Annotated in this window: 11 protein-coding genes and 1 pseudogene; 7 read left to right on the forward strand and 5 right to left on the reverse strand. The window is 66.8% G+C overall.

Features of this window, described 5'->3' with window-relative positions:
* Nucleotides 1–8: 8 nt before the first annotated feature.
* Nucleotides 9–266 (reverse strand): annotated as a pseudogene (locus tag AC1D2F_RS12705) (carbohydrate ABC transporter permease); the annotation flags it as partial.
* A gap of 241 nt (nucleotides 267–507) precedes the next feature.
* Here AC1D2F_RS12705 and AC1D2F_RS12710 point away from each other — a divergent pair.
* The 3 genes from AC1D2F_RS12710 (at nucleotide 508) to AC1D2F_RS12720 (ending at nucleotide 3,828) form a co-directional block, all read left to right on the forward strand.
* Nucleotides 508–1,719 (forward strand): ROK family transcriptional regulator, encoded by a 1,212-nt coding sequence (locus tag AC1D2F_RS12710; RefSeq protein ID WP_229993667.1) that lies wholly within the window; start codon nucleotides 508–510, stop codon nucleotides 1,717–1,719.
* Between the two features lie 119 nt (nucleotides 1,720–1,838).
* Nucleotides 1,839–3,026 carry an MFS transporter gene (locus AC1D2F_RS12715; protein ID WP_476966858.1) on the forward strand — a complete coding sequence of 396 codons (1,188 nt, stop codon included), beginning with the start codon at nucleotides 1,839–1,841 and terminating at the stop codon, nucleotides 3,024–3,026.
* 178 nt (nucleotides 3,027–3,204) lie between these two features.
* Nucleotides 3,205–3,828, forward strand: a complete 624-nt coding sequence (locus AC1D2F_RS12720; RefSeq protein WP_229993665.1) for a dihydrofolate reductase family protein — start codon at nucleotides 3,205–3,207, stop codon at nucleotides 3,826–3,828.
* Between the two features lie 358 nt (nucleotides 3,829–4,186).
* Here AC1D2F_RS12720 and aceB read toward each other — a convergent pair whose 3' ends face one another.
* Together aceB and aceA are read right to left on the reverse strand one after the other, a co-directional pair.
* Nucleotides 4,187–5,851 carry a malate synthase A gene (gene aceB / locus AC1D2F_RS12725; RefSeq protein WP_476966859.1) on the reverse strand — a complete coding sequence of 555 codons (1,665 nt, stop codon included), beginning with the start codon at nucleotides 5,849–5,851 and terminating at the stop codon, nucleotides 4,187–4,189.
* A 99-nt stretch (nucleotides 5,852–5,950) separates the two neighbouring features.
* On the reverse strand, nucleotides 5,951–7,282 hold the full coding sequence (aceA, locus tag AC1D2F_RS12730) for an isocitrate lyase (protein ID WP_476966860.1): 1,332 nt from the start codon (nucleotides 7,280–7,282) through the stop codon (nucleotides 5,951–5,953).
* Between the two features lie 142 nt (nucleotides 7,283–7,424).
* Here aceA and AC1D2F_RS12735 point away from each other — a divergent pair, with 142 nt between their 5' ends.
* From AC1D2F_RS12735 to AC1D2F_RS12745, 3 genes are all read left to right on the forward strand, one after another.
* Entirely contained in the window at nucleotides 7,425–8,936 is a 1,512-nt protein-coding gene (locus AC1D2F_RS12735; RefSeq protein WP_229993662.1) for a helix-turn-helix transcriptional regulator, read from the forward strand.
* A gap of 82 nt (nucleotides 8,937–9,018) precedes the next feature.
* The gene (locus AC1D2F_RS12740) at nucleotides 9,019–10,767 is read left to right on the forward strand and encodes a pyruvate dehydrogenase (protein ID WP_476966861.1); all 1,749 of its coding nucleotides are present in this window, start codon (nucleotides 9,019–9,021) and stop codon (nucleotides 10,765–10,767) included.
* Between the two features lie 296 nt (nucleotides 10,768–11,063).
* Entirely contained in the window at nucleotides 11,064–12,338 is a 1,275-nt protein-coding gene (locus AC1D2F_RS12745) for a serpin family protein (RefSeq protein ID WP_476966862.1), read from the forward strand.
* Nucleotides 12,339–12,429: 91 nt separating this feature from the next.
* On the opposite strand, the gene AC1D2F_RS12750 is transcribed toward AC1D2F_RS12745, so the two are convergent.
* Together AC1D2F_RS12750 and AC1D2F_RS12755 are read right to left on the reverse strand one after the other, a co-directional pair.
* Nucleotides 12,430–12,792, reverse strand: a complete 363-nt coding sequence (locus tag AC1D2F_RS12750) for an iron chaperone (RefSeq protein ID WP_364748409.1) — start codon at nucleotides 12,790–12,792, stop codon at nucleotides 12,430–12,432.
* Between the two features lie 32 nt (nucleotides 12,793–12,824).
* Entirely contained in the window at nucleotides 12,825–13,697 is an 873-nt protein-coding gene (locus tag AC1D2F_RS12755) for a hydroxymethylpyrimidine/phosphomethylpyrimidine kinase (RefSeq protein WP_364748407.1), read from the reverse strand.
* A gap of 157 nt (nucleotides 13,698–13,854) precedes the next feature.
* Between AC1D2F_RS12755 and AC1D2F_RS12760 the strand changes: the two genes are divergently transcribed.
* A complete protein-coding gene (locus AC1D2F_RS12760) occupies nucleotides 13,855–15,270 on the forward strand; it encodes an MFS transporter (RefSeq protein WP_476966863.1) in 1,416 nt (471 codons plus the stop codon).
* Nucleotides 15,271–15,301 lie beyond the last annotated feature (31 nt).

The raw sequence follows: 15,301 nt of genomic DNA on the forward strand, positions 1-15,301 counted from the left end.
GGGAGGGACTAGCGGCCGAGGTATCCGCCAATACCGCCGACGCCGAAGTACTTGTTCAGGGCAGCGAAGACGAGGATGGGCGGGAGCATCATGATCACAGCCAGGGCCATGACGGAGGTCCAGTCCGTTTGATTCTGCTGGAAGAAGGACTGCACGCCCATGGGCAGGGTGAAGATTTCTGTGGAGCGCAGGAACACGATGGCAACCAGGTAGTCGTTCCAGGCCAGCAGGAAGGCGAAGATCGCAGTGGAGAGGACGCCCGGGAGGTGGCCGGCCCCCAGGATCCCCACCCCTAGCGGCGCCGGTGCCGCATGTTCTTGGCTCGACAAGTTCCATACCCCTTCGCAAGTACCTGCACCCTCCCGGCAGCGAGGCTGCTTGGGGCGGTGATCTGGCTCACTGCCAAAGCTAGAGATACTTTTGCCGGGCGTCAAGCAAAAGTTGAAAACTGCGTGTCAATCTTTTTCCGCCGTGACATGCAGAAGATCTTCGTGCTATCACTTACTCATGAGTTCTCCCACCGGTACAGAGTCCGCAGCCCCAGAGGCTGGCGGCAGCCTGTCCCGCGCCGGCGACCTCTTCCAACTCCTGCGCGACGGCAAGGCCCGGACCCGTGCGGAACTGGCCCTGACCACCGGGCTGGCCCGCTCCACCGTCGCCTCCCGCATCGACGCGCTGATGGTCTCGGGACTCGTTGGCCCCGCCGGGGAGGCGAGCTCCAGCGGCGGCAGGCCGCCGTCGCGCTTTGCCTTCAACCCTGCCGCCCGGGTAGTGCTTGCGGTGGATGTCGGGGCCACGCACGTGATCATCGCCGTCACGGATCTCAGCGGGAAGGTGCTCGCCGAGCGCCGGCTGGCGCAGGATGTCGCCGAGGGCCCGGTGGTTGTCCTGGACCGTGTGATCGAGGAAGGGCTGCGGCTGCTCGGCGAGGCCGGCCGGGGCGCCGCGGATCTGGCCGGCGCCGGAATCGGGCTCCCTGGACCGGTGGAACATGCCACCGGCATGCCGGTGAAGCCGCCGATCATGCCCGGCTGGGACGGGTTCGACGTCGTCCGCCATGTCCAGCGGTCCCTCCCGGTTCCGGTCCTGGTGGACAACGACGTGAACATCATGGCGCTGGGCGAGCGCACGGCGCACTGGCCCGAGGACGACAACTTCCTGTTCATCAAGGTGGCCACCGGCATCGGTGCTGGCATCATCAGCAGCGGCCAACTCCAGCGCGGCGCCAACGGAACCGCCGGCGACCTCGGACACGTCCGGGTTCCGCGCGGCGATGACGTGCTGTGCCGTTGCGGCAACTACGGATGCCTCGAAGCCCTGGCCTCCGGGCCCGCGGTCGCCAAGGCGCTGACGCAGCAGGGCCTGCCGGCGCACGACGGCGGCGATGTGCTGCGCCTCGTCGCAGAGGGGAACCTGCAGGCCATCCAGGCGTTGCGGCAGGCCGGCAGGGACCTCGGCGACGTCCTCTCCACGGTGGTGAACCTGCTGAACCCCTCGGTGATTGTGATCGGCGGAAGCCTCGGCCAGGCCGGGGAGCACCTCATGGCCGGAGTCCGCGAGGTGGTCTACCGGCGCTCGCTGCCCCTGGCCACGACGCACCTGCGGATCGGCGTGTCGAAGGCCGGGGACCAGGCCGCCATCCTCGGCGCCAGCCAGATGGTCACGCAGCACGTGCTCTCGCCCGCCGTCATAGAGGCGACCCTGCAGGCCACGGGCTAGGGGTGTCCCGGGAAGTGGCGCCTGAAGCGTCACATACCGCAGGTGCGGCAGGGGCCCGTGATAGCAATGGGACTGATGAAACCATATTTCTGCCCGCCCGCCGGGCGCCGGCCCACCCGATGAGCGACCTGGCCCGGGCACCTCGCGGCTGGCTCCTCATGCTCGCGATCGGGCTGATCGCGCTGAACATGCGCGGCCCGTTGGTGGCCGTGGCCCCGGTAATCGCGCAGCTGGAGGACGATCTCGGCTTCACCCCGGTGGAATTGGGATTCCTGACCGGGATCCCCGTGCTGTGCTTTGCCCTGGCCGCGCCGCTGGCCTCCCTGGCCGGGCGCAAGCTGGGTCCCGAGTTCGCTATCACCCTGACCCTGCTCGGCGTGCTCTTCGGCGTCGTGGTCCGCTCCGCGGGCGGGGGCGCCCTCGTCATGCTGGGCACCGTGATCCTCGGTGTCGCCATCACGATCGGCAACATCGTAGTCCCGCTGATCATCCGGCGTGACTTCACCCCGGCCCGGCAGGGCGCGGCGATGGGCACGTACACCGCGGCGCTGAATATCGGCTCGTTCCTGACCTCCATGGTGTCCGCTCCGCTGGCCGATCTGCTGGGCTGGCGGGCCTCGATTGCGGCCAGTGGACTCTTCGCGGTGTCGGCCGGCACCGTCTGGGTGATCGCCGTCGGCCGGCGGGCCTTTATTCCCGAAGCCGTCCCCGCCACGGACCCGGGACATCCGGGTGGCAAGCTCACCTCCCGGTGGATCACCGCGGCCCTGACCTTCGGGTTCGCCGGGCAGGCGTTCTCCTACTACGGAGTCACCGCCTGGCTGCCGAGCCTGCTGGCAGACGAACTCGGCATGGCGCCCGCAGCCGCCGGAGCAGGGTCCTCGCTCTTCCAGATTCTCGCCATTGTGGGCGGACTGGGCGTGCCGCTGGCGGCCCGTTTCGCCAGCACGACGGCGGTGGGCCTCACCCTGGGACTGCTGTGGCTCACGGTACCTTTGGGCCTACTGCTCGCCCCGGAGCTATGGTGGCTGTGGTGTTCCTTCGGCGGTGTGGCCCAGGGCGGCGGCATCACACTGATCTTCCTCGCCATCATCCGGCTGGCCCGGGACCAGGCCTCAGCGGCCCGGATGTCCGCCGTCGTCCAGGGCACGGGGTACTCGTTCGGCGCAGTGGCGCCGACACTGCTGGGCTACGTGCACGGGGTCACCGGAGCCTGGACCGGCCCGCTGCTGATGATCCTCTGCTCCGTCTGCGCGTTCATCGTGGGCACCGCGCTGTCCCTGCGCCGCGTGCCCAAGCCGCGCTAGGGTGTGCCTCCTAACGTTCGCCTAGTGTTCGGGGCGGACTGATGTCGTGGCTCGGCTGAGGTGTTGTCGGATGCCCGTGTCGATCCGGTGAAACCGTTGCTTCGCAGTGGGATCGTGTGACAGCGTCGAAGTGATCCCGTCGCCGGGGCGACGACGGGCGACAGAGAAGGAGCACGGCATGGGACTCATCCATATCGACTTGTTCACCACGCTCGACGGCGTCGCGCAGGCGCCCGGCGGGCCGGACGAGGACGCCGACGACGGTTTCGCGTTTGGCGGCTGGCAGGCGCCTCTCTTCGACGAGGTCGTCGGCGAACAAATTGACTCCGGGATGGCGGGGATGGACGCGCTGCTGCTTGGGCGCCGGACCTACGACATCTTCGCCGCGTACTGGCCGCACGCGGAAGGGGAAATCGCGCGGCTGTTCAACCGCCTCCCGAAATACGTGGCCTCGCGCCAGACGCCGACCCTCGAGTGGGCCGACTCCACACTGCTCGGTCCTGATGTCGTCGCCGCCGTGCGCGAACTGCGCGACCGGCACGCGAACATCCACGTCATCGGCAGCCTCGACTTCGTACAGACCCTTTTCGCCGAGCGGCTCTTCGATCGGCTCACGCTCTGGGTCTATCCGATCCTCCTCGGCGGTGGAAAGAAAGTCTTCGCCGACGGTGTGGTTCCGACGAACCTCAGACTCATCGAGCCGGTCGTCGCCTCACCGAAGGGTGCGGTGATGCAGCGCTACGCGCTCGCCGATGGCACGCCTGGCGTCGGCGATATGTCGGCCATCGACCAGGAGGGCTAGGGGCTGGTCTTACCAACACCAGTGCTGCGCTCCAGATGACGAAGGACTGTAGGGCGGCGGCCGATCTGTACGTGAGGACGAGCTAGTCGTACCGGGCGGGCAGTGACCGCCGCGGGCAGCGACCGCAAATGCTTGAGGGTGTTGAAGCTGCGCCGGGGTGACTTCAATCAAGACAACAGCTAAGGCCCATGTTCGTGAGGAACATGGGCCTTAGCCGTCATCTCGACGCCGTTGTCGAGTAGGTGGGGGTCTTCCGTTGCTGGACTGCCACCCGGATTTCGGGGTGCCTGTTGCGAAGGGCATGGCAGCCCAGCTAACGGAAATCTTTGCGGACCCGGATGCCCGGGGCCGTGGAGTCCTACGCCGGAACCAGCGCGGGGTCCCCGGTGGCGACGTCGGCGCCGTCGCGCGCTTCATGCAGGAAGCGGTCGTAGGCCGGCAGGGTCAGGAACGAGGGGAACTCGTTGCTGAGGGTGACTTCCTCGAAGATGTCCCGCGCGTCGGCGAAACGGTCCCCCTCGAAGCGCTCCAGCTTGGCGAATTCCTCGTCCAGCATGTCCTCCACCCACTCCCGGGTGACCACATCGCCGTGGTCGGTGATGGCCCGGGAGAAGATCCACTGCCACAGCTGCGAGCGGGAGATTTCCGCGGTGGCGGCGTCCTCCATCAGGTTGTGGATGGCCACGGCGCCGTTGCCGCGCAGCCAGGACTCGATGTAACGGATCCCCACCTCGATGTTGTTCCGGAGGCCCTGTTCGGTGATGGTTCCGGTGGTCGTGGAGATGTCCAGGAGGGCGCGGTCGTCCGGGGTGACGTCCTCGCGGAGGCGCTGGAGCTGGTTCGGGCGGTCGCCGAGGACGCCGTCGAACACCTCGCGGCAGACCGGAACCAGGTCCGGGTGCGCCACCCACGAGCCGTCGAAGCCGTCGCCGGCTTCGCGGGTCTTGTCCGCGCGGACCTTCTCGAAGGCGATCGCGTTGGCAGCCTGGTCCTTGCGGTTGGGGACGGCCGCGGCCATCCCGCCGATCGCCATGGCACCGCGCTTGTGGCAGGCCCGGACCAGCTGTTCGGTGTAGGCCCGCATGAACGGCTGGGTCATGGTGACCTGGCCGCGGTCCGGCAGCACGAAGCGGGGGCCGCGGGTGCGGAAGTTCTTGATCAGGGAGAAGATGTAGTCCCAGCGGCCGGCGTTCAGGCCCGCCGCGTGGTCACGGAGTTCGTAGAGGATCTCCTCCATCTCGAACGCCGCGGTGATGGTCTCGATCAGCACAGTGGCGCGGATGGTGCCCTGCGGAATGCCCAGCAGGTCCTGCGCCAGGATGAAGATGTCGTTCCACAGCCGGGCCTCGAGGTGGTTCTCGATCTTGGGCAGGTAGAAGTACGGTCCCTTGCCCTGGGCGATCAGGCGGCGGGCGTTGTGGAAGAAGTACAGCCCGAAGTCCACGATCCCGCCGGCGATCGGGGCGCCGTCGATGAGCATGTGCTTTTCCGGCAGGTGCCAGCCGCGGGGACGGACCACCACTGTGGGCAGCTCCCCGGCCGGGCGCAGCTTGTACTCCTTGCCCTCGGGCGAGGCGAAGTCGATCCTGCGCTCCAGGGCGTCCGTGAGGTTGAGCTGGCCCTGGATGACGTTGCGCCAGGACGGGGTGGAGGAGTCCTCCATGTCCGCGAGCCACACCTTGGCCCCGGAGTTCAGCGCGTTGATGGTCATCTTCTTATCCACCGGCCCGGTGATCTCCACCCGGCGGTCCTCCAGGCCCGGGGCCGGGGGAGCGACGCGCCAGTTCGCGTCGTTGCGGACGGCCTCGGTCTCGCGCAGGAACCGCGGATCCTGGCCTTTGGAGATCTGGTGGCGGCGTTCCTGCCGTGCCTGCAGCAGCTCCTGCCGGCGACCGGCCGTGGCCCGGTGCAGCTTGGCCACAAAGGCCAAAGCGTCCGGGGTAAGAACCTCGCTCTGCCGGCAAATCGGCTGCGCGGTCAGTGTGATCCCGTTGATGGTGAAGTTGTCAGTGAAGCTGTTCATGGGAGGTGCTCCTTGAAAGTCCGCTGTTGCCCTATCACTTTTGGTCCCCAAGGCGGCCGATGAGGACCAAAAGTGATAGAGCAACTGGCAGGGAAGTGTCTAGTGGAACTGGCCTTCTTCGGTGGATCCCACCAGGGCCAGGGTGGATGCGTTCGGGTTGAGCGCGGTGGCGATGTCGTCGAAGTAGCCGGTGCCGACTTCGCGCTGGTGCTTGGTAGCGGTGTAGCCGCGGGACTCGGAGGCGAATTCCTTCTCCTGGAGCTCGACGTACGCGCTCATGCCTTCCCGGGCGTAGCCGTGGGCGAGGTCGAACATCGAGTAGTTCAGGGCGTGGAAGCCGGCCAGGGTGATGAACTGGAAGGTGAAGCCCATGGCGCCGAGTTCGCGCTGGAACTTCGCGATGGTGGCGTCGTCGAGGTGCTTGCGCCAGTTGAACGACGGCGAGCAGTTGTAGGAGAGCATCTGGTCGGGGAACTCCGCCTTGACGGATTCTGCGAACTTGCGGGCCAGTTCCAGGTCCGGGGTGCCGGTCTCCATCCAGATGAGGTCCGAGTAGGGGGCGTAGGCCTTGGCGCGGGCGATGCAGGGTTCGATCCCGTTGCGGACCTTGTAGAAGCCTTCCGGGGTGCGGACCGGCTGTCCGCCTTCGCGGAGGATGAATTCCTGGTCGCGTTCGTCGACGTCGGAGGTGATCAGGGTTGCGGCCTCGGCGTCGGTGCGGGCGATGATGACCGACGGCGTGCCGGCGACGTCGGCGGCGAGGCGGGCGGCGTTCAGCGTCCGGACGTGCTGCTGGGTGGGGATCAGGACCTTGCCGCCGAGGTGGCCGCACTTCTTCTCCGAGGCGAGCTGGTCTTCCCAGTGCACGCCCGCGGCGCCGGCCTGGATCATCGACTTCATGAGCTCGTAGGCGTTGAGCGGGCCGCCGAAGCCGGCCTCGGCGTCGGCCACGATCGGGACCATCCAGTCCTCGACCGTCTGGATGCCCTCGGAGAACTCGATCTGGTCCGCGCGGAGCAGGGCGTTGTTGATGCGCCGGACCACGGTGGGGACCGAGTTCGCGGGGTAGAGCGACTGGTCCGGGTAGGTGTGGCCGGAGTTGTTGGCGTCCGCGGCGACCTGCCAACCGGAGAGATAGATGGCGCGGAGCCCGGCCTTAACCTGCTGCACGGCCTGGTTGCCGGTCAGTGCGCCCAGGGCGTTGGTGTACTTGCCGGTGCTGTGCTCCTCCGTGAGCTGCTTCCACAGCTTCTCGGAACCGCGGCGGGCCAGCGTGTGTTCTTCGGAGACGCGGCCGCGGAGGCGGACGACGTCGGAAGCCTTGTAATCCCGGGTCACACCTTCCCAGCGCGGGTTGGCGGCCCACTCGAGCTCCAGTGCGGCGGCCTGCTGTTCGGGCGTCTGCTGGGTGGGCTCAAATGCTGCAGTCATCTTTGTCTCCTTGGTGGGGCCGGGGTCGGTCAGTCTGCGTCTCTGCAGATCCTGGTCGGTTGTTCCCGGATGGTGAATCTTTCCGTGAGATCTACTTTTCTGCAATTTCCAAGAGGTTTCTAGACCAAAGCTATGGAAAGAAATGCACTTCTTCGCGTATTCTCAAGAAATGCACTCAACCAGCTGGAATCGCCAAGCTCTTTCGCCGTCCGCGCCCGCAGCGCCGGAGGTGGACGTCATCAGCCTGGGCCGGCGCGTCCGCCATCTGCGCAAGGCGGCAGGCCTCACGCTCGACGACCTGAGTGCCGCCGTCGGCACAGCGCCAAGCCAGCTGAGCCTGATGGAAAACGGAAAACGCGAGCCCAAGCTTGGCCTGCTCCAGCAGCTTGCAGCGGCGCTCGGGGTGAGCATCGACGAGCTGCTTGGCGCGGAGCCGCCCAACCGGCGTGCGGCCCTAGAGATCGAGCTGGAACGGTACCAGCGCAGCCCCATCTATGAGTCCCTGAACCTGCCGAAAATCCGCATCAGCTCGCGGCTTCCGATGGATGTGCTGGAGTCGATGGTGGGGCTGCAACATGAGCTGGAACGCCGCCTGAACGAACAGATCGCGACGCCGGAGGAGGCCCGCCGCGCGAACGGTGAACTGCGGGCGATGATGCGGGAGCGGAACAACTACTTCCCCGAGTACGAAGCCGAGGCGCAGAAGGTCCTGGCCTCGGTGGGACACACAAGCGGTCCGCTGTCCCACCACGTCATCTCGGACATTGCCGGGCACCTCGGATTCAGCCTCCACCATGTGGGTGATCTCCCGCATTCCACGCGTTCGGTGACCGACCTTAAGAACCGCCGAATTTATCTCACGCAGAACGCGCGCAGCGATCACGACCCCCGTTCGGTGCTGCTGCAGGCGCTGGGCCACTACGTCCTGGGCCACCAGACCCCCAACAACTACGGCGATTTCCTGATGCAGCGCGTGGCCACAAACTACTTCGCCGCCGCGCTGTTGCTGCCCGAGCAGGCCACGGTGGCATTCCTGCAGGAGGCCAAACAAGCCAAGGAAATCGCGGTCGAGGACATCCGGGACGCCTTCGCGGTGTCCTACGAGACAGCCGCGCACCGCTTCACCAACCTCGCCACCCAGCACCTGGGCATCCGCACTCACTTCCAGAAGACGCACAAGAGCGGCATCATCTACAAGGCCTACGAAAACGACGGCGTGACGTTCCCGCAGGACCACACCGGCGCCATCGAGGGCCAGTTCTCGTGCCGGAACTGGACCTCCAGGGTGGTGTTCGACGTCCCGGACAAGTTCAGCGCGTACAACCAGTACACCGACACCCCTGCCGGGACGTACTGGTGCACGGCCCGGACGGAACGCTCGGCGAACGGGGAGTTCTCGCTCTCCGTGGGTGTCCCGTATGCGCATGTGAAGTGGTTCCGCGGCCGCGACACAACGGAGCGGTCCAAGTCCACATGCCCGGACGAAAGCTGCTGCCGCCGCCCGCCGGCGTCGCTGACCGCCGAGTGGGCCGGCAACGCCTGGCCCTCGGCGCGGGCGCATTCGCACCTGCTGGCCGCAATGCCGCCGGGCGCGTTCCCCGGCGTTGACGAGACCGAGGTCTACACCTTCCTGCAGGCGCATTCGGGGAACTGAGCCTCACTCAGGTTCTGCCCGGCCGGGCGGACTATATTGGCCTGTGTCAGCTCATCGATCCACCTCGCGGGAGCGTGCACCCATGGCCAAAGAACTTGCCACCCAGCTCATCGAACAACTCCAGGCTGCCGGTGTGCAGCGGATCTACGGGATCGTGGGGGACAGCCTCAACCCGATCGTCGACGCCGTCCGCAAGACCGGCGGCTCGCAGCAGGGCGGCATCGACTGGATCCATGTCCGGCATGAGGAGGCCGCCGCGTTCGCCGCGGCGGCGGAAGCCCAACTAACCGGCCGGCTCGCGGTGTGCGCCGGTTCCTGCGGGCCCGGCAACCTGCACCTGATCAATGGGCTCTACGACGCCAACCGCTCGGGGGCTCCGGTGCTGGCCATCGCCTCGCACATCCCAAGCAAGCAGATCGGCAGCAGTTTCTTCCAGGAAACCCACCCGGACCGGCTCTTCAACGAATGCTCGGTCTACTCCGAGCTCATCAGCACCGCGGAGCAGGCGCCCCGGGTCATGCACAGCGCCATCCAGCACGCCGTCGGGCTCCGCGGCGTCGCCGTCGTGACCCTTCCCGGCGATATCGCCGGTCTGGAGGCGACCGCCGCAACCCCGGCCCCCGCGGCATTCCGGCCGGCCACGCTGACGCCGGACCCCGCCAGCGTGCAGGAACTGGCCGACGCCATCAACGCCGCCGCCAAGGTCGCCATCTTTGCCGGCGCCGGCGTCGAGGGCGCCCACGCCGAGGTGATCGCGCTCGCCGGGATGATCGCGGCGCCGATCGGCCACTCGCTCCGCGGCAAGGACTTCATGCAGTATGACAACGCGTATGACATCGGCATGACGGGGCTGCTGGGCTACGGCGCCGCGGCCGAGGGCATCGAGGACGCGGACCTGCTGATCCTGCTCGGCACGGACTTCCCGTACGACCAGTTCCTCCCGGGAACCCGCACCGCGCAGGTGGACCGGGCCGCCCACAAGCTCGGGCGGCGAACCGACGTCGACATTGCCGTGCACGGCGACGTCCTTCCCACCCTGGCCGCGCTCATGCCGTTGCTGACGGCCAAGAAGAGCCGCCGTTTCCTGGATTCGATGCTCAAGAAGCACGACCGGCTCATGAACAAGGCCGTGGGGGCGTACACCCGGAACATGGGGACGAAACAGCCGATCCACCCGGAATACGCGGCCTCGCTGCTGGACCAGGTGGCGGCCGAGGACGCGATTTTCACGGCGGACACCGGCATGTGCAACGTCTGGACCGCGAGGTACATCAACCCGCTGGGCACCCGCCGGCTGATCGGCTCCTACCTGCACGGCTCCATGGCCAACGCCCTGCCGCATGCGATCGGCGCCCAACTGGCCTACCCCGGCCGGCAGGTGGTCTCGGTCTCCGGCGACGGCGGCCTGTCCATGCTGCTGGGCGAGCTCATCACAGTCGCCGCGCACCGGCTCCCGGTCAACGTGGTGGTCTTCAACAACTCGACGCTGGGCATGGTGAAACTCGAAATGCTGGTGGACGGCCTCCCCGACTTCGGCGTCGATGTCCCGGACGCCAACTACGCGGATGTTGCCCGGGCCCTGGGCTTCCACGCCGTCCGGGTCACGGACCCGACCCGCATCGAAGCCGCCTACCGGGAAGCTTTCGCCCACCCCGGGCCGTCGCTCGTGGAGCTCATCACGGACCCCAAAGCGCTGTCCCTCCCGCCGAAGATCAAGGGCGCCCAGGTCCTGGGCTTCGCCACGGCGATGTCCAAAGTGGTCCTCAACCGGGGCGCCGGCGAGGCCGTGAGCATGGCACGGAGCAACCTGCGGAACATCCCGCGGCGCTGACGCCCGGGACGTAGCGAGTTCGCCGGAAAGTCTCGAGTTCGCCGGAAAGTCTCGAGTTCGCCGGAAACTTCCGGCGAACTCGAGCAGTTCCGGCGAACTGGACGTCAGTGGCACCGGCGTCGTGCCTCAGGAGAACCACCGGATCGGCGCCCCGGATGGGAACCGCGGAGCCGCCGCCCCGAGACCAAAACGACGGCAAACCGTGACCGTACAGGCATCGTTGTGCCACGCTCCGGCTGGTTGACTGGGAGCGGCGGATTCCGCCTATAGTCGGACGCACCTGTCGGAGGGCAGCCATGAAGTTGAAGGTGGCCAGAATTGCTGCGGCGGGAGCCGTGGCGGCCCTCACCGCATGTTCGGCCCCGGCCCCAGGGCTCTTGAAGGCCGACGGCGTGGAGCGGGTTGCGGTCGACAGCACGGCATATGCCGCCGAACTTCAGGCATTCCGGGCTTCCGCCCTTGAACTCGGCGCGGCGCTGCTGTCCGACGGCGGTGACGGTACCAACGGCAACGTCGTTTCCTCGCCGGGAAGCCTGCTGATTGCCTTGGCGATGCTGCGGGCCGGCGCCACCGGGGACACCGCCGCCGAAATGGACGGGGTGCTGGGACTCCCCGCGGACCGGCGGGACGAAGCCATGAACGCGGTGCTCGCTTCCCTCGAAAAGTTCGACGGCGACCCCGGGGCCGTGGACGAGGAGAACCCGCCGCGTAAACCGGTGATGCACGCGGCGAACGGCCTGTTTGTGGACAAAACCGTGCCCACGGGCCAGGAGTACCTGGCCACCCTTGGCCGGCACTATGGAACCGGCGTGTACCCGGTGAACTTCCCGGACGAGCGCTCCACGAAGCCTGCCATGGATGCCTGGGTGGCGGAGAACACCGGTGGCCGGATCAAGGAGGCTCCGGCGAAATACGATCCGGACAACACCTTCAGCCTGCTCAATGCGCTGTACTTCGCGGCCGCCTGGAGTGCGCCCTTTGATCCGAACAACACCTCGGACCTGCACTTCACTTTGGCGGATGGCGAGGAAATCGCCGCTCCCGCCATGAACAACGAACTGAAAATGAAATACGCGGAAGGCAAGGGCTGGCGCGGAGTTGATCTGCCGTATGCAGAGGGCTTCGTCATGCGGCTGGTTCTGCCCGACGCCGGTTCCGGCCCGCCGGCCACCGCGTTCGACGTCGGGAAGTTGACGGAAATTGCGGCAGCCTTCGACACGGCGCAGGCGGAATCCGTGCAGATCCAGCTACCCCGGTGGGATCACAAATGCAGTTTTGACCTGCGCAAGGTGCTTGGAGCCCTCGGACTGCACAAAACTCTGAGCACTGCGGAGGACTTTAACGCCATCCAGCCGAAGCTGACGCTCACGCAGGCTGCCCAGGCCGCCAACATCACGGTCGCAGAGAAAGGCACCGTGGCCGCGGCCGTGACCCAGGTCAACGGCGCAGTCACCAGTGCCCCGCCCCAGCCGGAGCGGACCATCGAGTTCGACCGGCCGTTCCATTACCAGATCGTGCACATCGAGACCGGGCTCCCGCTCTTCATGGGGAAGGTCGCGGACCCGCGCTGACGGGCAGACAACCGGGAACCAAATCGCCGGAAGCTCTCCAGTTCGCCGCAAACTTCCGGCGAACTGGAGAGTTTCCGGCGAACTCGGCGGCTTAAGGCGCCCCGCTCCGGCTCTCTTGTGCCAGGGCCGCCGCCACTTTTCCAATCAGCTCGTACGGGACAGGCTTCCGCAACGGGAACTTCAGGGTGCCCTTCGCTGCGCGGTAGGGTGCGAGTTCCGCGCTCAGCGATTCGTCGCCGTCGGGCACGGGATAGACGGAGATGTGGTGCGCCCAGCCCGCGAAATACACGACGTATTTGCCCCCGAGCGTGATCGTCGGGATGCCGTAACTGATCATCTCCGCTGACCCGGGTACCGCGGCATGGCAGCGCCGCCGGATCTCCTGCAGCGCCTCCTGCACGTCAGCAGGAAACGAGGCGATGTATTCCTCCACGGACTCAAAGTGCTGTGCCATTCCCGTTCCCTCCAACGTTCCCCCGCAACGAGTTAGCGCGCGCCGCCCTGCCACAAGGCATCGAACGGGGCGCCCGAGGCCACCCGGTTCCGGATTCCGGCGGTCACAAACGCCTTGGCCGTCCGGGCGGCGGCCAGCGGCGTCGCACCCTTGGCGAGCTCGGCCGTCACCGCTGCGGCCAGCGAGCACCCGGCGCCCGACACGGCCACTTCGCCCACCTTCGGGGCGGACAGGACTTCCAGAGTTACGCCGTCGTAATAGACGTCGACGGCGTCGGGGCCAACCAGGCGCACGCCGCCCTTGGCGAGCACCGCGGCGCCGCTGAGCTCATGGATGCGGACCGCGGCGGCCTTGAGGGACTCGACGTCTGTGATTTCCAGGCCGGAGAGCGATTCGGCCTCGAAGTGGTTCGGCGTGACGAAAGTGGCCAGCGGCAGGATGTGGGACTTGAGCGCCTGGTCAGTGTCCAGGGCGTGGCCCGGTTCCTGGCCCTTGCAGATCAGCACCGGATCCAGCACCACGTTGGCGAACTGTCCGCCGGCCAGCGCCGCGGCCACGGTCGAAATCGTCGCGGGGCTGCCCAGCATGCCGATCTTGACGGTGTCCAACACGGCCGGTGCGCCGGACGCGGCACCGTAGGCCGCCGTCGTCGCCTCCAGCTGGTCCGCGATGACCTGCTGGTCCACCGGGACAAAGCGGTGGTTCCAGTTGTCCTTGGGGTCGAAGGACACGATGCAGGTCAGGTTCGCGATCCCGAAGACGCCGAGTTCCTGGAACGTCTTCAGGTCAGCCTGCGCGCCGGCGCCGCCGGTCGCTTCGGAACCTGCGATTGTCAGCGCGACGGCGGGGGAGGAGGCGGCGTCAGAGGCGGCCAAGGCAGCGGAGTCGAATGCGGTAGAAGTCATGGTTTCATCCTGCCACGCAGCCAAATCCACCCGCATTGTGCTCATGAACAAGCATTCCATGAACAGTATGAACATAACCTTAGTGCTCCGGATCACGCGGACTAGGGTGGCGGACGGTGTTGCTTACAGGCGGCGCCGGATCCAGGAAGGTTCATTGATGAGCACCCAACTGTCCGAAGCGGCCCAGACCCGGAAAGCCGTCGGCAACATCCTCAAAGGCTCGGCCGGCAACCTTGTCGAGTGGTACGACCTGTACGTTTACACCGTCTTCGCCGCCTACTTCCAGGCGCACTTCTTCAACTCCACGGACGAGCTCCAGGCCGGCCTCGAGGCGATGGCCGTCTTCTCGACGTCGTTCCTGATGCGCCCGATCGGTGCCTGGTTCTTCGGCCGGTACGCCGACCGCAAGGGCCGCAAGGCCGCGCTGACGCTGAGCGTGACCATGATGTCCGCAGGCTCCTTCGCCATCGCCGTGCTGCCCACCCAGGACGTGATCGGCCTGTGGGCCCTGATCCTGCTGGTCCTCATCCGCGTGATCCAGGGCTTCTCCGTGGGCGGTGAGTACGGCACCAGCGCCACGTACATGTCCGAGGCTGCCACTTCCAAGCGCCGCGGCTTCTTCTCCAGCTTCCAGTACGTCACTCTGATCGGCGGCCAGATGCTGGCCCTGCTTGTCCTCGTGCTCCTGCAGAACGCCATGCCCAAGGCCGAGCTGACCGAATGGGGCTGGCGCATCCCGTTCGCGATCGGCGGCGTGGCCGCCCTGGTGGTCCTGTGGCTGCGGCGCTCCATGGAGGAAACCGTCTCGGCCGAACAGATCGAGGCCGCAAAGGCCCCTGCCGTGGCGGGCGAGGCGCAGCCGGGGACCATGAAGCTGCTGTTCACCAGCTACTGGAAGCCGCTCATGATCTGCATCGGGATCACCCTTGGCGGCACCGTGGCGTTCTACACATACACCAACTTCATCCTGAAGTTCATGAACGATACCTCCGGCATCGCCAAGACCGACACCTCGGTCATCAACTTCTGGGCCCTGTTCATCTTCATGCTGCTCCAGCCGGTCTACGGCATCATCTCGGACAAGGTGGGCCGCAAGCCGCTGCTGCTGTGGTTCGGCATCACCGGCGTCCTGTTCACCTGGCCTCTTCTGTCCGCCCTTGCCGGAACCAAGGATCCGATGACCGCGTTCCTGCTCATGATGGGCGGCCTGCTGATTGTGGGCGGCTACACCTCCATCAACGCCCTGGTGAAGGCCGAGCTGTTCCCCGCGTCCATCCGCGCCCTCGGCGTGGGCCTGGGCTACGCGATCGCCAACTCGCTCTTCGGCGGCACCGTCCCGCTGATCGGCGCGGCACTGCAGAAAGCCGGCCAGGAAGAACTCTTCTTCACCTACGTCACGGTGGCCATCGGCATCTCCCTTCTGGTCTATATCTTCGCGCTGAAGAACAAGAAGTCCACGCACCTGGACCACGAGCAGGGTCACGCCTGGGCGCCGGCCGCCGTCGACACGGGCGCCGGTGTTTCCGGCCCCAAGGACGAGGACAAGGACCTCATCGACGCCTCGCGCCGCTAGGCGCCGCGACTCGGGGAGTGCCTCGGGGGAG

The organism is Arthrobacter sp. P1_B3, assembly GCF_056406615.1.

Coding starts and splice junctions, on each gene's coding strand:
- AC1D2F_RS12740 (WP_476966861.1), top strand. CDS start 9,019: ATGGCCAAAGAACTTGCCACCCAGCTCATCGAACAACTCCAGGCTGCC.
- aceA (WP_476966860.1), bottom strand. CDS start 7,282: ATGACTGCAGCATTTGAGCCCACCCAGCAGACGCCCGAACAGCAGGCC.
- AC1D2F_RS12720 (WP_229993665.1), top strand. CDS start 3,205: ATGGGACTCATCCATATCGACTTGTTCACCACGCTCGACGGCGTCGCG.
- AC1D2F_RS12750 (WP_364748409.1), bottom strand. CDS start 12,792: ATGGCACAGCACTTTGAGTCCGTGGAGGAATACATCGCCTCGTTTCCT.
- AC1D2F_RS12760 (WP_476966863.1), top strand. CDS start 13,855: ATGAGCACCCAACTGTCCGAAGCGGCCCAGACCCGGAAAGCCGTCGGC.
- AC1D2F_RS12735 (WP_229993662.1), top strand. CDS start 7,425: ATGCACTTCTTCGCGTATTCTCAAGAAATGCACTCAACCAGCTGGAAT.
- aceB (WP_476966859.1), bottom strand. CDS start 5,851: ATGAACAGCTTCACTGACAACTTCACCATCAACGGGATCACACTGACC.
- AC1D2F_RS12745 (WP_476966862.1), top strand. CDS start 11,064: ATGAAGTTGAAGGTGGCCAGAATTGCTGCGGCGGGAGCCGTGGCGGCC.
- AC1D2F_RS12715 (WP_476966858.1), top strand. CDS start 1,839: ATGAGCGACCTGGCCCGGGCACCTCGCGGCTGGCTCCTCATGCTCGCG.
- AC1D2F_RS12710 (WP_229993667.1), top strand. CDS start 508: ATGAGTTCTCCCACCGGTACAGAGTCCGCAGCCCCAGAGGCTGGCGGC.
- AC1D2F_RS12755 (WP_364748407.1), bottom strand. CDS start 13,697: ATGACTTCTACCGCATTCGACTCCGCTGCCTTGGCCGCCTCTGACGCC.